General features: G+C 69.9%; 20 protein-coding genes. 3 read left to right on the forward strand and 17 right to left on the reverse strand.

Annotation, left to right across the window (positions count from 1 at the left end; translation table 11 throughout):
• Positions 1-23: 23 nt before the first annotated feature.
• The 14 genes from nuoL to ACWDAK_RS31430 all read right to left on the reverse strand — a co-directional run bounded on the left by nuoL (position 24) and on the right by ACWDAK_RS31430 (position 15,074).
• Positions 24-1,922 carry an NADH-quinone oxidoreductase subunit L gene (nuoL, locus tag ACWDAK_RS31365; protein ID WP_344640717.1) on the reverse strand — a complete coding sequence of 633 codons (1,899 nt, stop codon included), beginning with the start codon at positions 1,920-1,922 and terminating at the stop codon, positions 24-26.
• Between the two features lie 16 nt (positions 1,923-1,938).
• On the reverse strand, positions 1,939-2,238 hold the full coding sequence (gene nuoK / locus ACWDAK_RS31370; protein ID WP_280698134.1) for an NADH-quinone oxidoreductase subunit NuoK: 300 nt from the start codon (positions 2,236-2,238) through the stop codon (positions 1,939-1,941).
• Positions 2,235-3,095, reverse strand: a complete 861-nt coding sequence (locus ACWDAK_RS31375; RefSeq protein WP_344640718.1) for an NADH-quinone oxidoreductase subunit J — start codon at positions 3,093-3,095, stop codon at positions 2,235-2,237. The genes nuoK and ACWDAK_RS31375 overlap by 4 nt, the downstream gene beginning before the upstream one ends.
• The gene (gene nuoI, locus ACWDAK_RS31380) at positions 3,092-3,703 is read right to left on the reverse strand and encodes an NADH-quinone oxidoreductase subunit NuoI (protein ID WP_344640719.1); all 612 of its coding nucleotides are present in this window, start codon (positions 3,701-3,703) and stop codon (positions 3,092-3,094) included. Before nuoI ends, ACWDAK_RS31375 begins: the two co-directional genes overlap by 4 nt.
• A 6-nt stretch (positions 3,704-3,709) precedes the next feature.
• Positions 3,710-5,044, reverse strand: a complete 1,335-nt coding sequence (nuoH, locus tag ACWDAK_RS31385) for an NADH-quinone oxidoreductase subunit NuoH (protein ID WP_344640720.1) — start codon at positions 5,042-5,044, stop codon at positions 3,710-3,712.
• Positions 5,044-7,527: an NADH-quinone oxidoreductase subunit G gene (locus ACWDAK_RS31390; protein ID WP_344640721.1), complete on the reverse strand. Its 2,484-nt coding sequence runs from the start codon at positions 7,525-7,527 to the stop codon at positions 5,044-5,046. Before ACWDAK_RS31390 ends, nuoH begins: the two co-directional genes overlap by 1 nt.
• On the reverse strand, positions 7,524-8,882 hold the full coding sequence (gene nuoF, locus ACWDAK_RS31395; RefSeq protein WP_344640722.1) for an NADH-quinone oxidoreductase subunit NuoF: 1,359 nt from the start codon (positions 8,880-8,882) through the stop codon (positions 7,524-7,526). The genes ACWDAK_RS31390 and nuoF overlap by 4 nt, the downstream gene beginning before the upstream one ends.
• Complete coding sequence (nuoE, locus tag ACWDAK_RS31400) at positions 8,882-9,592, reverse strand: NADH-quinone oxidoreductase subunit NuoE (RefSeq protein ID WP_344640743.1); 711 nt, start codon at positions 9,590-9,592, stop codon at positions 8,882-8,884. The genes nuoF and nuoE overlap by 1 nt, the downstream gene beginning before the upstream one ends.
• Positions 9,593-9,630: 38 nt before the next feature.
• Entirely contained in the window at positions 9,631-10,977 is a 1,347-nt protein-coding gene (locus ACWDAK_RS31405; RefSeq protein WP_344640723.1) for an NADH-quinone oxidoreductase subunit D, read from the reverse strand.
• Positions 10,977-11,762: an NADH-quinone oxidoreductase subunit C gene (locus ACWDAK_RS31410; protein ID WP_344640724.1), complete on the reverse strand. Its 786-nt coding sequence runs from the start codon at positions 11,760-11,762 to the stop codon at positions 10,977-10,979. Before ACWDAK_RS31410 ends, ACWDAK_RS31405 begins: the two co-directional genes overlap by 1 nt.
• The gene (locus ACWDAK_RS31415) at positions 11,759-12,313 is read right to left on the reverse strand and encodes a NuoB/complex I 20 kDa subunit family protein (protein WP_344640725.1); all 555 of its coding nucleotides are present in this window, start codon (positions 12,311-12,313) and stop codon (positions 11,759-11,761) included. Before ACWDAK_RS31415 ends, ACWDAK_RS31410 begins: the two co-directional genes overlap by 4 nt.
• Before the next feature lie 62 nt (positions 12,314-12,375).
• Positions 12,376-12,735 carry an NADH-quinone oxidoreductase subunit A gene (locus ACWDAK_RS31420; protein WP_344640726.1) on the reverse strand — a complete coding sequence of 120 codons (360 nt, stop codon included), beginning with the start codon at positions 12,733-12,735 and terminating at the stop codon, positions 12,376-12,378.
• Positions 12,736-13,215: 480 nt separating this feature from the next.
• A complete protein-coding gene (locus ACWDAK_RS31425) occupies positions 13,216-13,887 on the reverse strand; it encodes a response regulator transcription factor (protein ID WP_344640727.1) in 672 nt (223 codons plus the stop codon).
• A complete protein-coding gene (locus ACWDAK_RS31430; protein ID WP_427395450.1) occupies positions 13,884-15,074 on the reverse strand; it encodes a sensor histidine kinase in 1,191 nt (396 codons plus the stop codon). Before ACWDAK_RS31430 ends, ACWDAK_RS31425 begins: the two co-directional genes overlap by 4 nt.
• A gap of 146 nt (positions 15,075-15,220) precedes the next feature.
• Between ACWDAK_RS31430 and ACWDAK_RS31435 the strand changes: the two genes are divergently transcribed.
• On the forward strand, positions 15,221-15,766 hold the full coding sequence (locus ACWDAK_RS31435) for a hypothetical protein (protein ID WP_344640729.1): 546 nt from the start codon (positions 15,221-15,223) through the stop codon (positions 15,764-15,766).
• 254 nt (positions 15,767-16,020) lie between these two features.
• Here ACWDAK_RS31435 and ACWDAK_RS31440 read toward each other — a convergent pair whose 3' ends face one another.
• Positions 16,021-16,785 (reverse strand): alpha/beta hydrolase family protein, encoded by a 765-nt coding sequence (locus tag ACWDAK_RS31440; protein ID WP_427395449.1) that lies wholly within the window; start codon positions 16,783-16,785, stop codon positions 16,021-16,023.
• 269 nt (positions 16,786-17,054) lie between these two features.
• Positions 17,055-17,894: a hypothetical protein gene (locus ACWDAK_RS31445; protein ID WP_427395448.1), complete on the reverse strand. Its 840-nt coding sequence runs from the start codon at positions 17,892-17,894 to the stop codon at positions 17,055-17,057.
• A gap of 178 nt (positions 17,895-18,072) precedes the next feature.
• Here ACWDAK_RS31445 and ACWDAK_RS31450 point away from each other — a divergent pair, with 178 nt between their 5' ends.
• Entirely contained in the window at positions 18,073-18,273 is a 201-nt protein-coding gene (locus ACWDAK_RS31450; RefSeq protein ID WP_427395447.1) for a hypothetical protein, read from the forward strand.
• Between the two features lie 5 nt (positions 18,274-18,278).
• Positions 18,279-18,815 carry a DUF6879 family protein gene (locus ACWDAK_RS31455; protein ID WP_427395446.1) on the forward strand — a complete coding sequence of 179 codons (537 nt, stop codon included), beginning with the start codon at positions 18,279-18,281 and terminating at the stop codon, positions 18,813-18,815.
• 62 nt (positions 18,816-18,877) lie between these two features.
• Here ACWDAK_RS31455 and ACWDAK_RS31460 read toward each other — a convergent pair.
• The coding region (locus ACWDAK_RS31460; RefSeq protein WP_427395445.1) for a transposase at positions 18,878-19,355 on the reverse strand (478 nt) is incomplete at its 5' end.

The following is a 19,355-nucleotide window of genomic DNA, read 5'->3' on the forward strand; positions in this document are numbered from 1 at the left end:
TGGAGGAGTGTTTTGTCGCATGGTCAGACCGACCTCATCAGGAGAGTGGTGGCGGCCAGCAGCAGCGCACCGCCGAACATGGAGAGCGCGTAGGAGCGGGCGAACCCGGTCTGGATCCGGCGCAGGCGGCTGGAGAGGCCGCCGATGGTGGCGGCCAGGCCGTTGACGAAGCCGTCCAGACCCTTGCTGTCCAGGTAGACCAGCGCGGCGGTGAGCCCGGAGCCGGGGCGGACCAGGACCGCGTGGTTGAAGTCGTCCTGGAGCAGGTCACGGCGGGCCGCCCGGGTGAGCGGCGAGCCGACCGGCGGGGTGACCGGTACGGGCGAGCGCCCGTACATCAGGTACGCCAGGCCCACGCCCGCCAGCATGCACAGGGTGGTGAGCAGGGTGACGGTGAGCGGCTGGAGCGGCGAGTGGCCCTCGGCGTGCCCGGTGACGGGTTCGAGCCACTTGAGGAAGGAGCTGTTCAGGGTGAACAGCCCGCCGGCGAAGACCGAACCGACGGCCAGCAGGACCATCGGGACGGTCATCACGGACGGCGACTCGTGCGGGTGCGGCTCCTCGCCGGTCTCCGCCGACGGTTGCCAGCGCTTCTCGCCGAAGAAGGTCAGCACCATCACCCGGGTCATGTAGAACGCGGTGACTGCGGCGCCCACCAGGGCGCACAGGCCCAGGATCCAGCCCTCGGTCCCGCCCTTGGCGAAGGCCGCCTCGATGATCTTGTCCTTGGAGAAGAAGCCGGACAGACCGGGGAAACCGATGATCGCCAGGTAGCCGAGGCCGAAGGTGACGAAGGTGATCGGCATGTACTTGCGCAGGCCCCCGTAGTGCCGCATGTTCACCTCGTCGTCCATGCCGTGCATGACCGACCCCGCACCGAGGAAGAGCCCGGCCTTGAAGAAGCCGTGGGTGACCAGGTGCATGATGGCGAAGGCGTACCCGATCGGGCCGAGCCCGGCCGCCAGCACCATGTAGCCGATCTGCGACATGGTGGAGCCGGCCAGCGCCTTCTTGATGTCGTCCTTGGCACAACCGACGATCGCACCGAAGAGCAGCGTCACCGCACCGACCGCCACCACGGCGGTCTGGGCGTCGGGGGCCAGGTTGAAGACGGCGGCCGACCTGGTGATCAGGTAGACCCCGGCGGTCACCATGGTGGCCGCGTGGATCAGGGCCGAGACCGGGGTCGGGCCCTCCATCGCGTCGCCGAGCCAGGACTGCAGCGGCACCTGGGCGGACTTGCCGCAGGCCGCGAGCAGCAGCATCAGGCCGATCGCGGTCAGCTTGCCCTCGCTCGCCCGTCCGGCGGCCCCGAAGACGGGCTCGAAGGCGAAGCTGCCGAACTCGGTGAACATCAGCATGATCGCGATCGACAGGCCCATGTCGCCGACCCGGTTGACGATGAACGCCTTCTTGGCGGCCGTCGCCGCGCTCGGCTTGTGCTGCCAGAACCCGATCAGGAGGTACGAGGCGAGCCCGACGCCCTCCCAACCGACGTACAGCAGCAGGTAGTTGTCGGCGATCACGAGCAGCAGCATCGCTGCCAGGAAGAGGTTGAGATAGCCGAAGAAGCGGCGGCGGCGCTCGTCGTGGGCCATGTAGCCCACCGAGTAGAGGTGGATCAGGGTGCCGACGCCGGTGATCAACAGGACGAAGGTGATGGACAGTTGGTCGAGCTGGAAGGAGACGTCGGCCTGGAAGCCGTTCACCGGGATCCAGCTGAACAGGTGCTGGTGCACCGCCCGCGCCTCGGCCCGGCGCCCCAGCATGTCCGAGAACAGCACGGCGCCGAAGGCGAAGGAGAGCGCGGCGGCCAGCGTGCCCAGCCAGGGCCCGATCCGGTCCAGTGCCCGTCCGCCGAGCAGCAGCAGGGCGGCGCCGGCCAGCGGGGCCGCGACCAGCAGCGGAATAAGGGAGTTCACGTGTTGGGCCCTCCGCCTACAGCTTCATCAGGTTGCTGTCGTCGACCGAAGCGGAGTGCCTGGTCCGGAAGATGCTGACGATGATGGCGAGGCCGACCACGACCTCGGCCGCCGCGACCACCATGGTGAAGAAGGCGATGATCTGGCCGTCCAGGTTGCCGTGCATCCGGGAGAAGGTGACCAGTGCCAGGTTGGACGCGTTCAGCATCAGTTCGACGCACATGAACAGCACGATCGCGTTCCGCCTGATCAGCACGCCGCTCGCGCCGATGGTGAACAACAGGGCGGCCAGGTAGAGGTAGTTGACGGGATTCACGTCTCGTCCGCCTCCTTCTTCGAAGCCTTCTCGGGGACCGTCTCCAGCGCCTTGCGCGGCCCGGTGACCGGCGGGCGCGCGGACGGCGGCCGGCCCAGCCAATCGGCGGTGGCGGACTCCAGCTCGGCCATCCGGCGCAGCATCTCCTGGCTGACGTCGCGGATCTGGCCGCGCTCGCGCAGCGTGCCCATCACGGAGTGCTCGGCGACGGTGCCGTCCGGCAGCAGGGCAGGGATGTCCACCGCGTTGTGCCGGGCGTAGACGCCGGGGGCGGGCTGCGGCGGCACCTGGATGTTGTCCCTGACCCGCTGGGCGGCCAGCTCGCGCTGGGTGCTGCGGGCCTTCACGTGTTCGCGGTGGGTCAGCACCATGGCGCCGACCGCGGCGGTGATCAGCAGGGCGCCGGTGACCTCGAACGCCCAGACGTACTTGGTGAACAGCAGTCGGGCCAGCCCCTGCACGTTGCCCTCGGCGTTGGCCTCGGCCAGCCCGGTGAAGTGCCCCAGCTTCGCGCTGGCGATGCCGGCGACGAGCAGTACTCCGAAGCCGAGTCCGCAGAGCGCGGCGGCGATCCGCTGGCCCTTCAGCTGCTCCTTCAGCGAATCCGCGGAGGTGACCCCGACCAGCATCACCACGAACAGGAAGAGCATCATGATCGCGCCGGTGTAGACGACGATCTGCACCACGCCCAGGAACACCGCGCCCTGCGCCAGGTAGCAGACCGCCAGCGCCAGCATGGTGGCCGCCAGGCAGAGCGCGCTGTGCACGGCCTTCTTCATCAGCAGCATGCCCAGCGCGCCGCCGACCGCGACCACGGCCAGCACCCAGAACTGGACCGCCTCTCCGGTGGAGGTCACGGCTGCACCTCCTTGTCCCGTACCGTGCGCTCCTGCTGCACCGTGCCCGGCGCGGCGGCGGGGATCTCGCCCCGGTAGTAGGCGCCCTCGTCGGCACCCGGGTAGATCGCGTGCGGGGTGTCGACCATGCCCTCGCTCAGCCCCACCAGCAGTTGCTCCTTGGTGAAGATCAGGTCGGCCCGGGAGTCGTCCGCCAGCTCGTACTCGTTGGTCATGGTGAGCGCCCGGGTCGGGCACGCCTCGATGCACAGCCCGCACAGGATGCAGCGGGCGTAGTTGATCTGGTACACCGCGCCGTAGCGCTCGCCGGGCGAGTAGCGCTCCTCGTCCCGGTTGTCCGCGCCTTCGACGTAGATCGCGTCGGCCGGGCAGGCCCAGGCGCAGAGCTCGCAGCCGACGCACTTCTCCAGGCCGTCCGGGTGCCGGTTCAGCTGGTGGCGGCCGTGGAAGCGCGGTGCGGTGGGCTTCCGGTACTCCGGGTACTGCTCGGTGAGCCGCTTCTTGAACATGGCCTTGAAGGTCACGCCGAAGCCTGCGGCCGGTCCGAGGATCGACGGCCCGGTCGTTGGAGTGGGCCCGGTGGTCTTGTCAGTCCTGTCGTCCGACATCCCGGTTCAGCTCCCTTCGGAATGGTCGGGCCCGTTGAGGGCGTCCTGGAGTTGCGGGGCCCGGCTGCGGCGGCGCGGTACGGGCGGGAGCTGCTGGCCGGGCAGCGGCGGCACCGGGTAGCCGCCGGCCATCGGGTCGAACTCCCCGCCCGGCGGGGCCCCGTGGTCGGATGCGGCCGGCTCGGGCTCCTTGCGGAGCACGTCCCGCAGCAGGGCCAGCAGCAGGATCACCCCGATCGGCGCGCCGACGTAGAGCACCACCTGGCCGAAGTCGTAGCCCTCGTTGCGCAGCGCCCGGACGCTGGCCACCATCACCAGCCAGACCAGCGAGACGGGCAGCAGCACCTTCCAGCCCAGCTTCATGAACTGGTCGTAGCGGAGCCGGGGCAGGGTGCCGCGCAGCCAGATGAAGAGGAACAGCAGCAGCTGGATCTTGACGACCATCCACAGCAACGGCCACCAGCCGTGGTTCGCCCCGGCCCAGAAGGCGGAGACCGGCCACGGCGCCCGCCAGCCGCCCAGGAAGAGGGTGCTGGCGACGGCGGAGACGGTGACCATGTTGACGTACTCGGCCAGCATGAACATCGCGAACTTCAGCGAGGAGTACTCGGTGTTGAAGCCGCCGACCAGCTCGCCCTCGGCCTCGGGGAGGTCGAAGGGCGCCCGGTTGGTCTCGCCGACCATCGCGACGATGTAGACGATGAACGACACCGGCAGCAGCACCGCGAACCAGGTCGGCTCCTGGGAGGCGACGATCTGCGAGGTGGACATCGAGCCCGAGTAGATGAACACCGCCGCGAAGGACAGGCCCATCGCGATCTCGTAGCTCACCATCTGGGCCGCCGAGCGCAGGCCGCCGAGCAGTGGGTAGGTCGAGCCGGAGGACCAGCCGGCCAGCACGATCCCGTAGATGCCGACCGACGCCACCGCCAGGATGTAGAGCAGGGCGATCGGCAGGTCGGTGAGCTGCATCGGGGTACGGGTGCCGAAGACGGACACCTCGTCGTCGGCCGGGCCGAACGGGATCACCGCGAAGGCCATGAACGCCGGGATCGCACTGACGATCGGCGCCAGCACGTAGACCACCTTGTCGGCGTGCGTGACGACCAGGTCCTCCTTCAGTGCCAGCTTCACGCCGTCGGCCAGCGACTGGAGCATGCCCCAGGGGCCGTGCCGGTTGGGGCCGATCCGCAGCTGCATCCAGGCGACGACCTTGCGCTCCCAGACGATCGCGATCAGCACCGTGAGCACCAGGAAGGCGAAGCAGAACACCGCTTTCAGCAGCACCAGCCACCACGGGTCGCGGCCGAAGAAGCCGAGGGTTTCATACGCGGCGAGCATCAGGATTCCTCCGCGGGGACTGCCGCGTCCGAGACGGCGGGGGCCGAGTCGGCCGCGGCGATGGTGACCAGGTGGCCGACCGTGGTGCCGAGAGTGCGATGGGCGCCGCCCTCAGTGGAGTTCAGCGGCAGCCAGACGGTGCGGTCGGGCATCGCCCCGGTGATCTCCAGCGGCAGGACCAGCGAACCGGCCGGTCCGGTGACCCGGACGGCCCGGCGGGCGCCGATCTCCTCGGCGGTGGCCGCCGAGAGCCGGACCACGGCGGCGTGCCGGGTGCCGGCCAGGTGCTCGTCACCCTGCTGCAGGGTGCCGTTGTCCAGCAGCAGCCGGTGGCCGGCGAACACCGCCTGCCCGGTGGCCGGGCGGGGCAGCGGGCCCGGGTGGGTGGCCGGCGCGGCCGGCCGGTCGCCCGTCCACGGCGCGAAGCGGTCCAGCTCCAGCCGGGCCGCCAGGACGTCCGGCAGGCCCAGCGGCCGTCCGATCGCGTCCGCCAGCATGTTCAGCACCCGGACGTCGGAGAAGAGCTGACGCTGCATCAGCTGGTCGGGCTTGATCGCGGCCTCGAACATCCGCACCCGGCCCTCCCAGTCCAGGAAGGTCCCGGCCTTCTCCGCCACGGCGGCCACCGGCAGCACCACGTCGGCCCGTTCGGTGACGGCGGACGGGCGCAGCTCCAGCGACACCACGAACGGCACTCGGGCCAGCGCCTCCTCGGCCAGCACCGGATCGGCCAGGTCGTCCAGGCCGACGCCGCCCACCAGCAGCGCGTCCAGGTCGCCGCCGGCGGCGGCGGACAGGATCTGGTCGGTGTCCCGGCCCAGCCCGGCCGGGAGTTCGGCCAGGCCCCAGACTGCGGCGGCGTCACCCCGGGCGGCCGGCACGGACACCGGACGGCCGCCCGGCAGCAGCCCGGGCAGCGCCCCGGCTTCGATCGCCCCACGCTCCCCCGCCCGGCGCGGCACCCAGGCCACCCGGGCACCGGTCGCCTCCGAGAGCCGCAGCACCGCGGTCAGGGCACCGGGCAGCGCCGCCAGCCGCTCACCGGCCAGGATCACCGCACCCGGGCTGCGCAGCGCGTCGGCGGCGCGCCCGGCGTCGTCCGCAAGAACTTCCTTCCCGGCGAGGGCGACCAGCCACTCCGCCTCGGTACCCGGTGCCGCGGGCAGCAGCGCACCGCGCAGCTTGGCCAGCCCCCGGGAGGCGTGCGAGGCGATCGAGAAGACCCGAAGTCCCTTGGCGCGGTTGGCCTTCCGCAGCCGCAGGAAGACGATCGGCGACTCCTCCTCGGCCTCGAAACCGACCAGCAGCACGGCGGGCGCGGCCTCCAGCGCCTGATAGGAAACGCCGGTCCCGTCCAGGTCGACGCCGTGGCCGGCGACCGCCGCGGCCAGGAAATCCGCCTCCTCACCGCTGTGCGGACGGGAGCGGAGGTCCACGTCGTTGGTGCCGAGCACCACCCGGGCGAACTTGGCGTACCCGTAGGCGTCCTCGACCGTCACCCGGCCGCCGGTGAGCACCGCCGCCCGTGCCCCGCGCAGCCCGGCGGCGGCGCGCTCCAGCGCCTCCGGCCAGCCGGCGGGCACGAGTTCGCCGTTCTCCGCGCGCACCAGGGGAGTCGTGATCCGGTCGCGCGACTGCGCGTAGCGGAAGGCGAACCGGCCCTTGTCGCAGTTCCACTCCTCGTTCACCTCGGGCTCGTCGCCCGCCAGGCGGCGCAGCACCTTGCCCCTGCGGTGGTCGGTGCGCTGCGCGCAGCCGGAGGAGCAGTGCTCGCAGACGCCCGGCGAGGAGACCAGGTCGAACGGACGGGAGCGGAACCGGTACGCCGCCGAGGTCAGCGCCCCGACCGGGCAGATCTGGATGGTGTTGCCGGAGAAGTACGACTCGAACTCGTCGCCGTCGCCGATGCCGACCTGCTCCAGCGCGCCGCGCTCCAGCAGTTCGATGAACGGGTCGCCGGCGATCTGCTGCGAGAAGCGGGTGCAGCGGGCGCACAGCACGCAGCGCTCCCGGTCCAGCAGCACCTGGCTGCTGAGCGGGATCGGCTTGGCGTAGGTGCGCTTCATGCCCTCGAAGCGGGAGTCCGCCCGGCCGTTGGTCATCGCCTGGTTCTGCAGTGGGCACTCGCCGCCCTTGTCGCAGATCGGGCAGTCCAGCGGGTGGTTGATCAGCAGCAGCTCCATCACGCCGCGCTGCGCCTTCTCGGCGACCGGCGAGCTGAGCTGGGTGCGGACCACCATGCCCTCGGCCACCGGGATGGTGCAGGAGGCGACCGGCTTGCGCTGGCCCTCGATCTCCACGATGCACTGGCGGCAGGCACCGGCCGGATCCAGCAGCGGGTGGTCGCAGAAGCGCGGGATCTGGGTACCGATCTGCTCGGCGGCGCGGATCACCAGGGTCCCCTTGGGGACCTGGACCTCGACTCCGTCGATGGTGAGCGTGACGAGGTCGGTGGCCGACCCGGTCTCGGTCGTGGCGGTCACGCGTGCACCTCCCTCTCGGTGGCGGACGGGTGGGCGTCTCGCCGGTCGGCCCAGACCGTGGCGGCCGCCGGGTCGAAGGGGCAGCGTCGCTCGGCGAGATGCTGCTCGTACTCGGCGCGGAAGTACTTCAGCGAGGAGGCGATCGGGCTGGCGGCGCCGTCGCCGAGGGCGCAGAAGGACTTGCCGTTGATGTTGTCGGCGATGTCCGCCAGCTTCTCCAGGTCGCCCTCGACGCCTTCGCCGGCCTCGATCCGCTTCAGCAGCTGGACCAGCCAGTACGTCCCCTCACGGCACGGGGTGCACTTGCCGCAGGACTCGTGGGCGTAGAACTCGGTCCAGCGGGTGACCGCGCGGACCACACAGGTGGTCTCATCGAAGATCTGCAGTGCCTTGGTGCCGAGCATCGAGCCGGCCGCGCCGACCGCCTCGTAGTCCAGCGGGACGTCCAGGTGCTCGTCGGTGAACATCGGGGTCGAGGAGCCGCCCGGGGTCCAGAACTTGAGCCGGTGCCCGGCCCGGATCCCGCCGCTGATCTCCAGCAGCTGGCGCAGGGTGATGCCGAGCGGTGCCTCGTACTGGCCGGGGTTGGTGACGTGCCCGGAGAGCGAGTAGAGCGTGAAGCCGGGGGACTTCTCGGTGCCCAGCGACTTGAACCAGTCCTTGCCGCGCGCCAGGATCGGCGGCACGGAGGCGATCGACTCGACGTTGTTGACCACCGTCGGGCAGGCGTAGAGGCCGGCGATCGCCGGGAACGGCGGCCGAAGCCGCGGTTGGCCGCGCCGCCCCTCCAACGAGTCCAGCAGCGCCGTCTCCTCGCCGCAGATGTACGCGCCGGCGCCCGCGTGCACGGTGATGTCCAGGTCGATCCCCGAGCCGAGGATGTTCCGGCCCAGGTAGCCGGCCTGGTACGCCTCGGCGACGGCCGCGTGCAGCCGGCGCAGCACGGGGACGACCTCGCCGCGCAGGTAGATGAAGGCGTGGTCGCAGCGGATCGCGTACGAGGCGATGATCATGCCCTCGATCAGCGAGTGCGGGTTGGCGAAGAGCAGCGGGATGTCCTTGCAGGTGCCCGGCTCGGACTCGTCGGCGTTGACGACCAGGTAGTGCGGCTTGCCGTCGTTCTGCGGGATGAACTGCCATTTCATCCCGGTCGGGAAGCCGGCGCCGCCGCGCCCGCGCAGGCCGGAGTCCTTGACCAGCGCGATCACGTCGTCCGGCGGCATGGCGAGGGCGGCCTGCAGGCCCTTGTAACCGTCGTACCGGCGGTAGGTGGCGAGCGTCCAGGGACGGGTGTCGTCCCAGGAGGCCGAGAGCACCGGCGAGAGCAGCTTCTCGGCCGGCTCCACGGAGGTCATCACGCGTCCGTCCCTTCGTGCCGGGGGGAGACCACCTTGGTTCCCGAAGTGCCGGGCAGCGCCTCGCCCCTGGCGAGCCTGAGCCCCGCCAGCGAGGGCGCGCCGCCCGCGCCGGACTCGTCCACCGCGTCCGGGCGCTCGTCGGGGAAGCCGGCCAGCATCCGCGCGGTCTCCTTGAAGCCGCACAGCCGGGCGCCTCGGGTGGGCCGTACCTCGCCGCCCGCGCGCAACTGCTCCACCAACTGCTTCGCGCTCTGCGGGGTCTGGTTGTCGAAGAACTCCCAGTTGACCATCACCACCGGCGCGTAGTCGCAGGCGGCGTTGCACTCGATGTGCTCGATGGAGATCGCGCCGTCCTCGGTGGTCTCGTTGTTCTCGATCCCGAGGTGCTCCTTGAGCTCGGCGAAGATCTGGTCGCCGCCGAGCACCGCGCAGAGCGTGTTGGTGCACACCCCCACGTGGTACGTGCCGGCCGGGCGGCGGCGGTACATCGTGTAGAAGGTGGCGACGGCGGTGACCTCAGCGGTGGTGAGCTCCAACTGCTCGGCGCAGAAGCGGATTCCGGTCGGGCTGACGTAGCCCTCCTCGGCCTGCACCAGGTGCAGCAGCGGCAGCAGCGCGGAGCGGGCGACGGGGTAGCGGGCGATCAGTTCGCGCGCGTCCGCCGCCAGCCGGTCGTGCACCTGGGGCGGGTACGGCTTGGCCGGCATCGCCGGCAGGCCGAGCTCGACGCCGCCTTGGGAATCGGTCACCGGTCCACGCCTCCCATCACCGGGTCGATCCCGGCCACCGCGACGATCACGTCGGCCACCTGGCCGCCCTCGCACATCGCCGCCATCGACTGCAGGTTGGTGAACGAGGGGTCGCGGAAGTGGACGCGGTACGGCCGCGTGCCGCCGTCGCTGACCACGTGCACCCCGAGCTCGCCCTTGGGCGACTCCACCGCCGCGTACGCCTGCCCGACCGGGACCCTGAAGCCCTCCGTCACCAGCTTGAAGTGGTGGATCAGGGCCTCCATCGAGGTGCCCATGATCTTGCGGATGTGGTCGAGCGAGTTGCCCAACCCGTCCGGCCCGAGGGCGAGTTGGGCGGGCCAGGCGATCTTCTTGTCGGCGACCATCACCGGCCCGGGCCGCAGCCGGTCCAGGCACTGCTCGACGATCCGCAGCGACTGCCTCATCTCCTCCAGGCGGATCAGGAACCGCCCGTAGGAGTCGGCGCTCTCCGCGACGGCGACCTCGAAGTCGTAGTTCTCGTACCCGCAGTAGGGGTCGGACTTGCGAAGGTCGTGCGGCAGGCCGGTGGCGCGCAGGATCGGTCCGGTGGCGCCGAGGGCGAGGCAGCCGGACAGGTCGAGGAAGCCGACGTCCACCAGGCGGGCCTTGAACACCGGGTTGTCGGTGGCGAGTTTGTCGTACTCGTGCATCCGCGAGCGCAGCAGCTTGACCGCCTCGCGGATCTGGTCGACGGCCCCGGGCGGCAGGTCCTGGGCCACCCCGCCGGGACGGACGTACGCGTGGTTCATCCGCAGGCCGGTGACCAACTCGAAGACGTCCAGGACGACTTCGCGGTCCCGGAAGCCGTAGATCATCAGCGTGGTGGAGCCGATCTCCATACCGCCGGTGGCCAGGCAGACCAGGTGCGAGGAGATCCGGTTGAGCTCCATCATCAACACCCGGATGACGTCGGCCCGTTCGGGGACGTCGGCAGTGATGCCGAGCAGCTTCTCGACCGCCAGGCAGTACGCGGTCTCGTTGAACAGCGGAGTCAGGTAGTCCATCCGGGTCACGAAGGTGGTGCCCTGGACCCAGTTGCGGAACTCCATGTTCTTCTCGATGCCGGTGTGCAGGTAGCCGATGCCGCAGCGGGCTTCCTTCACCGTCTCGCCGTCGATCTCCAGGATCAGCCGCAACACCCCGTGGGTGGACGGGTGCTGCGGACCCATGTTGACGATGACGCGCTCGTCGTCGGCCCGGGCGACGGCCTCGACCACCTCGCCCCAGTCGCCACCGGTGACGGTGAACACCCGGCCCTCGGTGGTCTCGCGCTCGCCGGCCTGCCGGTACTCGGCCGCGTTCTCGAAGTCAGTGGGCATCAGCTGTACGACCTCCGCTGGTCGGGCGCCGGGATCTGGGCGCCCTTGTACTCGACGGGAATGCCGCCGAGCGGGTAGTCCTTGCGCTGCGGATGGCCCAGCCAGTCGTCCGGCATCATGATCCGGGTCAGCGCCGGGTGGCCCTCGAAGACCAGCCCGAAGAAGTCGTACGCTTCGCGCTCGTGCCAGTCGTTGGTCGGGTAGACGCTCACCACGGACGGGATCCGCGGGTCGGCGTCCGGTGCGCTGACCTCCAGCCGCAGCAGCCGGCCGTGGGTGATCGAGCGCAGGTGGTACACCGCGTGCAGCTCGCGCCCGGTGTCGTGCGGGTAGTGCACCCCGCTCACGCCGAGGCAGAGTTCGTAGCGCAGCGCCGGGTCGTCGCGCAGGATCCGGACCGCCTTCAGCAGGTGCTCGCGGGCGATGTGGAAGGTGAGTTCGGCCCGGTCCACGACGGTCTTCTCGATCACCTCCGCCACGTCCAGGCCCTGCTCCTCCAGCGCGCCCTCGAACTCGTCGGCCACCTCGTCGAAGCCGTGGCCGTAGGGGCGGCTGCTCGCGGGGGGCAGTGCGATCGGGGCGCTGAGCCCGCCGAAGCCGGAGGTGTCGCCGGTGCCCTTGGCGCCGAACATGCCCTGGCGCCGGCCGATCACCTCGACCGGGAGTTCGGTGCGGGTGGCGGGGACGGCGCCGCCGCCCGCGCCGTTGCTGCCGTTCGCACCGTTGCCGCCGCTCGCGCCGCCGTTCACGTTCTTCGCGCCGCTGCTGCCGTTGATGTCGCTCATCGCAGCAGCCCCCGCATCTCGCTGGTCGGGGTGGCGTGCAGGGCGAGCTCCTCGGCCTGCTCCTCGGCGCGGCGCCGGTTCACCCCGAGCTTCTCGTGCTGGATCTTGTCGTGCAGCTTGAGGATCGCGTCCATCAGCATTTCCGGGCGGGGCGGACAGCCCGGCAGGTAGATGTCCACGGGGACGATGTGGTCGACACCCTGGACGATCGCGTAGTTGTTGAACATCCCGCCCGAGGAGGCGCAGACGCCCATCGAGATGACCCACTTCGGGTTGGCCATCTGGTCGTACACCTGGCGCAGCACCGGGGCCATCTTCTGGCTCACCCGGCCCGCCACGATCATCAGGTCGGCCTGCCGGGGCGAGCCGCGGAAGACCTCCATGCCGAACCGGGCCAGGTCGTAGCGGCCGGCCCCGGTGGTCATCATCTCGATCGCGCAGCAGGCCAGTCCGAAGGTGGCCGGGAAGAGCGAGGCTTTGCGCACCCACCCCGCCGCGGTCTCCACGGTGGTGAGCAGAAAGCCGCTCGGCAGCTTCTCCTCGATACCCATCAGATCCCTCTCTGTCCTCTCAAGTCCGGTGACTTGTCCCCCCGTTCACAAACCGGGTTCGCTCAGTCCCACTCCAGACCGCCGCGCCGCCAGACGTAGGCGTACGCGACAAAGACGGTGGCGATGAACAGGAGCATCTCGACCAGCCCGAAGATCCCCAGGGCGTCGAAGCTGACCGCCCACGGATAGAGGAAGACGATCTCGATGTCGAAGACGATGAAGAGCATCGCCGTCAGGTAGTACTTGATCGGGAACCGACCGCCGCCCACCGGCTGCGGGGTCGGCTCGATGCCGCACTCGTACGCGTCCAACTTGGCCCGGTTGTAGCGCTTGGGGCCGGTGAGTGAGGCCATCACGACGGAACCGACCGCGAACGCCGCCGCGATGGCACCGAGTACGAGGATCGGCGCGTAGGCATTCATAGCCCCCGCTCCCTCCGTCCAGTCGTCCTTGACTGCAGATCGGAACCGACGGGTCACACTGCGGTGAACCCGCGATCCGGTTCCCGAGATCCACCTCATGTGAGGCAGTTCACAAAGCCCGGATCGAGCGCATCCTATGCCCGTCAGCTTGTGATCTGCGACACGCAGTCCCTGACGATCTTTGTGATCTACGCCACCTGACAAACGATCGCCAAGGCGATCAAGCCGCGATTCATCGACACAACGAAGGCAAATGGACACATTCCGTCGCATTCTCCTGTGAAGCGACTGGTCAGAGGCATCCGCCTATATCAATGATGATGCTCCCGGTGCAAATTTCACGGCTCCATGTTGACGTGATAGTGGCCCTCACTCTCCAGAGTGGACCACCCCGAACACCCGCTTGACCTTTCGTTCACAAGCTCACGAGAGGCGGGGTGCTCGCACGTCCGCAGGGGTGTCCGCGCGTCCAGTGCTCGCTCAGCCGTCCCGACGGGTGTCCGGCCGTACGCCACTCCCGGTGTCCCAGGCCCAGGCCGCGATGCCGACCCGGTTGCGGACGCCGAGCTTGCGCTGCACCGCGGCCAGGTGGTTCTTCACCGTGCCCGGTGAGATGAACAGTTCGGCGGCGATCTCGGCGTTGGTCGCGCCGTTGGCCACGAGCCGGGCGATCTCCGCCTCGCGCGGGGTGAGGGACTCGCGGGGTGGCGCTGCCACCGGGGCGGCGGACGGAGGGGCCAGCTGCCGCAGCAGCCTTACCGTGATCTGCGGACTGAGCAGCGCGTCCCCGGCCACCGCCGCCCGTACCGCCTCCGCCAGCAGCGCCGGGCTCGACCGCTTCAGCAGGAAGCCCGCGGCACCGCTGCGCAGCGCGGCGTGCACGTACTCGTCCAGGTCGAAGGTGGTCACCACCACCACCCGGAACTCCCCCGCCAGCCGCCTGGTCAGCTCGAGGCCGTCCATGCGCGGCATCCGGACGTCCGCGAGCACCACGTCCGGCCGCAGGCGGTGGGCCAGCTCGACGGCGGCCGCGCCGTCGGCGGCGTCCGCGACCACCTCGATGTCGGGCTGCGCCTCCAGGATGATCCGGTAGGCGCTGCGGATCGCGTCGTCGTCGTCCGCGAGCAGCACTCTGATCGCCGCCACCGTCACCGCACCTCACCGTCGGCCGCCGGAACCGGCGCACTCTCTGACACCAGCGCACTCTTCGCGGTCGGCGCGCTCTCCGACACCGACGCGCTCTTCTGGGCCGGCGCGCCGGCCGGGATCAGCGCGCTCACCCGCCAGCCGTTGCCGCCGTGCCTGCCGGCGGTAAAGCTGCCGCCCAACGCCTCGCAACGCTCGGCCAGTTGGGCAAGTCCATGACCGCCGCCGTGCCTGGTCGTCCGCTCACCGGCGCTGCCGTCGCTGGTCACCCGTACCTCCAGCCGCCCCCCGGCACGCCGGACCTCCACCTCGACCGAGCGCGCCCGGGGCGCGTGCCGCCGGACGTTGGTCAGAGCCTCCACCACGACCCGGTACGCGGTCGCGGCGGCCTCCCGCCCGACCGGCTCGGCAGGCAGCTCCAGCGACACCTCGACCGGCTCGACGGCGGCGAACCGCTCCACCAGTTCGGGCAGTTCGGCCAGACCGGGCTGCGGAGTACGTGCGGCTGCCACCCCCTCCTCCTTGGTGCGCAGCAGATGGACCGTACGGTCGAGCGAGGTCAGCGCCTGCTGCCCGGACTGCTCGATCCGCCGGAAGACCTCCGCCGCCCGCTCCGGATCGACCGTCGCCACGATCGCACCGGCCTGCGCCAGCGCGACCATCGCGCTCACGTCATGGGCCACGAAGTCGTGCAGGTCATGGGCGAGTTCGAGCCGCTGCGTACGGCGCGCGGCGGCCACCTCGCGCCGCCGGTGCTCGTCCTGCACCCCCAGGTACAGCCCCAGCAGCGCGGCTAGCAGCACAGTGCCCGCCCCGAACACCAGCGACTCGGCCAGCTCCAGCGGACTCTGCGGCAGCCGCACATAGCGCAGTGGCCAGCCGACCACGGCCGCACCGACCAGCGCGACCGGGAACCAGTCCCGGCCCGCCCGGAGCGTCACGGTCACCAGACCCAGCAGCGCCAGCAGTTCGGCCACTCCGGCCAGCCCGAGCAGCCGGTCGCTCTCCGGGTACGGGCCGACGGCCCAGCCGAGCACGGTCAGCGCGAGCGACACCGGACCGGCCGCCCTGGCCACCACGACCGGCCTCGGGCGCCCGGACCGGCCGGCCATCACCACCCCCGGCACCAGCACCGCCGCTGCCACCACCGACAGCACGGCACCGGCCGTCCGCCACCCCGTCTCCCCGTCCATACCGCCCAGCCTAGGCAGATCACGACGATCGCGCCTGTGCCGAACGGCATATGACGCTGCCCCAGCTCAGCCAGATCGGCATCTGCCCCGCCCACCGGCCCGCCGCGAGTCTGGACCCGTCAACCCCGACCAGAGGAGACCTCGCCATGAGCACCACCACCGCCCCCATCGCCGCGCCACCCAACGCCGCACTGCCCGCTCCCGCCTGGGCCGTGCGCGTCGCCAGGCTCGCTGCCCTCACCGCCCTCCCCTCGGGCCTCTGGCGGCTCGCCCTCGGCGCCGGCATCCCGGTCGGCCTCAGCAGTGCGCTGGTGCGCCAGCTTCACGTCCCCGGTCGGGGCACGGTCTACGCCATCGCCCTGAGCACCTTCGCCGAAGCCCTGGCCTTCCTCAGCATGGGCCTGGTCCGCCCCTGGGGGCAGATCGCCCCCACCTGGCTCCCCCTGATCGGCGGCCGCCGGATCCACCCACTGGCCGCCGTCGTCCCCGCCTCCCTCGGCGCCCTCGCCGTCACCCTGATCACCTGGCGGTCCGCCTCCGGCTGGTACGGCCCCGGCGCCATGGGCGGCCCCGACGCCCCGCACGGCCTCGCCGGCCACATCATGACCGCCTGCTACGCCCCTCTCCTCGCCTGGGGCCCCCTCCTCGCCGTGGTCGCCGCGGACTACTACCGGCGCAGTCGGCGGGCGTGAGCGGGGCTCCGCCGCGCACCCGGTGGGCAGATACATGGTTGTCGTACTTCCGGCGCACCACCTGATCTCCGAGGTGGCTTCACGTCCACTTTCTCCGCGCGGCGGTCTCCCGCCTCGCCGTCTTGGAACGACGCGCACACCACATGATCGTGATGGTCATCCGCCCGACCATGTGCTCAACCCGAACTCACGAACCTCCGGAGCCGCCCAAGTGACGAGCAACACCGCACAGCCAGACACCGCAACCACGCGCGTCAGGCCGACGCGGTAACCGCTCCGCCGAGGTGCCGGGCGAAGAACCGGACCGCGCTGTCAGCCTCGAACCTGGGCAGCTCCTTGTGCTTGCCCGAGTTCACGTGCAGGGACTTCTCCTTCGAGGCGAAGGCGTCGAACAGCGTGAGTCCCTCTTCCCGCGAGATGTGCTCGTCGTCCCACTGCAGGTCGAACTCGATCGGGATGGTGATCTGCTTCGCCTTCTCGGCCAGGACGTGGGGCCAGTGCTGGCCGAAGACCGCGGCCGTGATCCTGGGCTCCACCGCCACGAACGGTACGCCGATTGCGGTGCCCATGTTGATGCCCCAGTAGCCGACCGGCCCGTCGGCGCCGATCTCCGGAAGCGCCTGGAGGGCGTCCAGGGTCGCGCGGTACTCGGGAACGGCGAGATCCGCCAGGTGTGCGTTGTAGCGGACGACGATCGGGCCTTCCGGCTCGCCGGCCGCCCGCGCCGCGAACAGCGCGGCGATCTCCTGCTCGTCGTGCTCCGTGCGCGGCCGGTCGCCGTGACCGGGCGCGTCGATCACGGCGACGTGGAAGCCGCAGGCTTCCACCAGGCGCTGTGCCCTGCCCGACATCGCCGGGTGCTTCTTGTGGTTGCCACCACCGTGCCCCATCAGGACCAAAGGTGCACGGTCCGCGCCGGCCACAGGGGACCAGAGGACGCCGGGGACCCCGCCCACGGTGAAGTCGCGCTCGACCATGCCGTTCGACGACGACTCGGCGGTGAACTGCAGAGAATTCATGGGTTGTTGCCTTCCGGGATTGCCTGGTTGTCAAGGCGCTCCCGGCGACACCTACATCAATCGCCAGCCGTGACGGGAAGGGGGAGCACCCACATCGATACAGCGTTCACGGGTCTCACCTCCTTGGGTGGTATCACGGTCAACCGCAAGCTAGCAGCCGGATGATCATCCGTTCAACCCTTTTCCCCGCCACGTGATCACAACTCCGGACAGGCGCCACTGGCAGGATCTATCGCGGTAAGGGGTGAGCGTGCGGGCTGGCTGCCACCTCAGCTCTGGGCCGCCAGGTAGGCCAGCCGCGCACGCAGTGGTTCCTCCAGTTCGAGGTTGTCGCCTCGGGTGACGGCCTGGAGCAACTCGGTGATGACCACGAGTTCCGCGAACCTCCCGGCAGAAGTGTCAAGGATGTGGCCGAGCCGCTGCCGAACCTCGGCAGCGGTGTCCGGAACGAGGAGGCTGTAGGCATGGAGGAGTGCCGCGTCATAGCCAGCAGGTGCGATGCCCCAGCCTTCCCAGTCGAGCACCGTGAGTGTCGGTCCGGTGAGGTTGGCCCAGTGCAGGTCGCCATGAGCCGTCGTCCAGACAGGAGCGGTGGTGTCGATGGGGATGCCCAGGTACTCGGGCATGGCCCGGTCGAGGTACTCCTGACGAACTGCCACTCGACTGCTGGACACTGTGGCGATGGCGTCGAGCGCGCCCCTGAGGCCGTCCCACCAGGCACCATCGAGGGCCGGCGCCTCACGGAGAATCGGCTCGCGGGTGGTGATGGTGGGCGTGGTCACTGCCTCGTACAGCTCCGCCAGGTAGCCGTACTCTCCCTCGGTCCAAACGTGCCGCTCCCGCAAGCGGGGGCGGGGTACCGCAGGAGGCATGAGGCGCTCGGCCTCCTGCGGTCCCTCCCAGAGCTTGCCGCCGGCCTTGTCGGCCTGCGCGGATACCAGGCGGAGCCAGCCGTCTCCGGAGGCCGTGGCGACCGGGCGGCTGAGGGTGCGCCCGCGCCAGCCCCATGCCTCACGCGAGCCCAGCGGCGTTGCGTGGAGCTGTTCCGCTGCTACCAAGTGCATCTTGCGCATCCGCTTGGCAGTGTCCGGCTCAGGTTCCAAGTACATCCGTGATCCTTCGCAGCACGTCCTGAGACAACGGGGGCCGGCCGACGGCCTCGGCGGCCTGCCTTCATGCTCAACTTCGCTCAGACAAATCATGGTTGTCGCATTTCGGGCGAATGGCCTTCATGGCATCCGTCAACGGTCCATCCTGGTTCCCCGACCAGCAGAGAGGGAGAGCACCATGAAGCTCAAGTTCCTCGGCAGCACCTCGGACGGCGGCAACTGCCCCACACTTTACGAAACGGAGACCGGCGACATCGTCGTCCAGGGCTATCGTCTCACCGACGACGAGGCCCTCGGACAGCTGAGGGATGTGCTACCCGGCGAGACGTTCGTCGTCGTCCCTCGCGATCTGCTCACCCGATTCACCCCGAAGGAGTAGGCTAGGTGCCCGAAATTCTCCCCTTCGAACACATTTCCCACCTCTTCGAGGAGTTCGAGCACACCGCTTGGCGGCTTGAGACCCGACGCGGCTACGCGGTGGATCTCGGTACTGAGCGGTTCGAGCGCTTCCTGCGCGGCGAAGAGCTGCCGTTCGACGCGACGAATCCATGGCACGCCAACGTGCGGCGACAGACCGGCCTCGGCAAGCGGTTCGAGCGTGTCCGCCTCGTGGACGACCCGCTTACCACCGGGCAGCGGTTCCTTCTCATCAGCGGCCTCGGCAACGTGGAAGCCGGGGAAGACATCAGGAACCTCAACCGGACGACCGCCGCGAAGCTCGGGCTTCCCGACTTCGACTACTGGCTGTTCGACTCCCGCACGATGGTGAAGTTCCACTTCGATGACACCGACCACACGCTTGGTGTCGAGGTCATCGAAGACCCGGCTCAGGTGCTCGGCGCATGCCAGGCTCGCGATGCCGCCTGGCATCATGCGATCCCCACCGTCGACTTCGCGGCACGAGTACCGTCCGCTGTGTGAGTACTGATTTCCAGCACGCTCGGGTATCCCTTGAGCTTCCCCCGGCGTGCGGGAGGTGCTGATCAGCTGGTCAGAAGGGGTTGGCGGGGTTTCAGGTTCACTTGTTCGGCCGTCGCGTGGTTGGCGTAGTGCTTCTCCTCGTATTCGATGGGGCTGAGGTAGCCGAGTCGTTTCTGGATGCGGCGGGGGTTGTAGAACCCGTCGAGGTACTCGAAGAGCGCGAGGTTCGCCTCGGCGCGGGTGTCGAAGACGCGGCCGCGGATGCACTCGGTCTTGATCAGCATCCACAGGTTCTCGGCGAGGGCGTTGTCGTAGGAGTCCCCGATCGATCCCATGGATGCGTGGATTCCCGCTCGTAGGAGGCGAGTTGTGAGCTTGATGGACGTGTACTGACAGCCGTGGTCGGCGTGGTGCACGAGCTGGCCGGGAGCGACCTCACGGCTGGCCAGCGCGTACTCCAGCGAGGTGAGGACCAGGTCGGCGTCCGCGCGGGCGGAGGTCTCCCAGGCCACGACCCGCCGGGAGAAGGCGTCCCGGATC

It is taken from the genome of Kitasatospora sp. NPDC001175 (assembly GCF_053598215.1).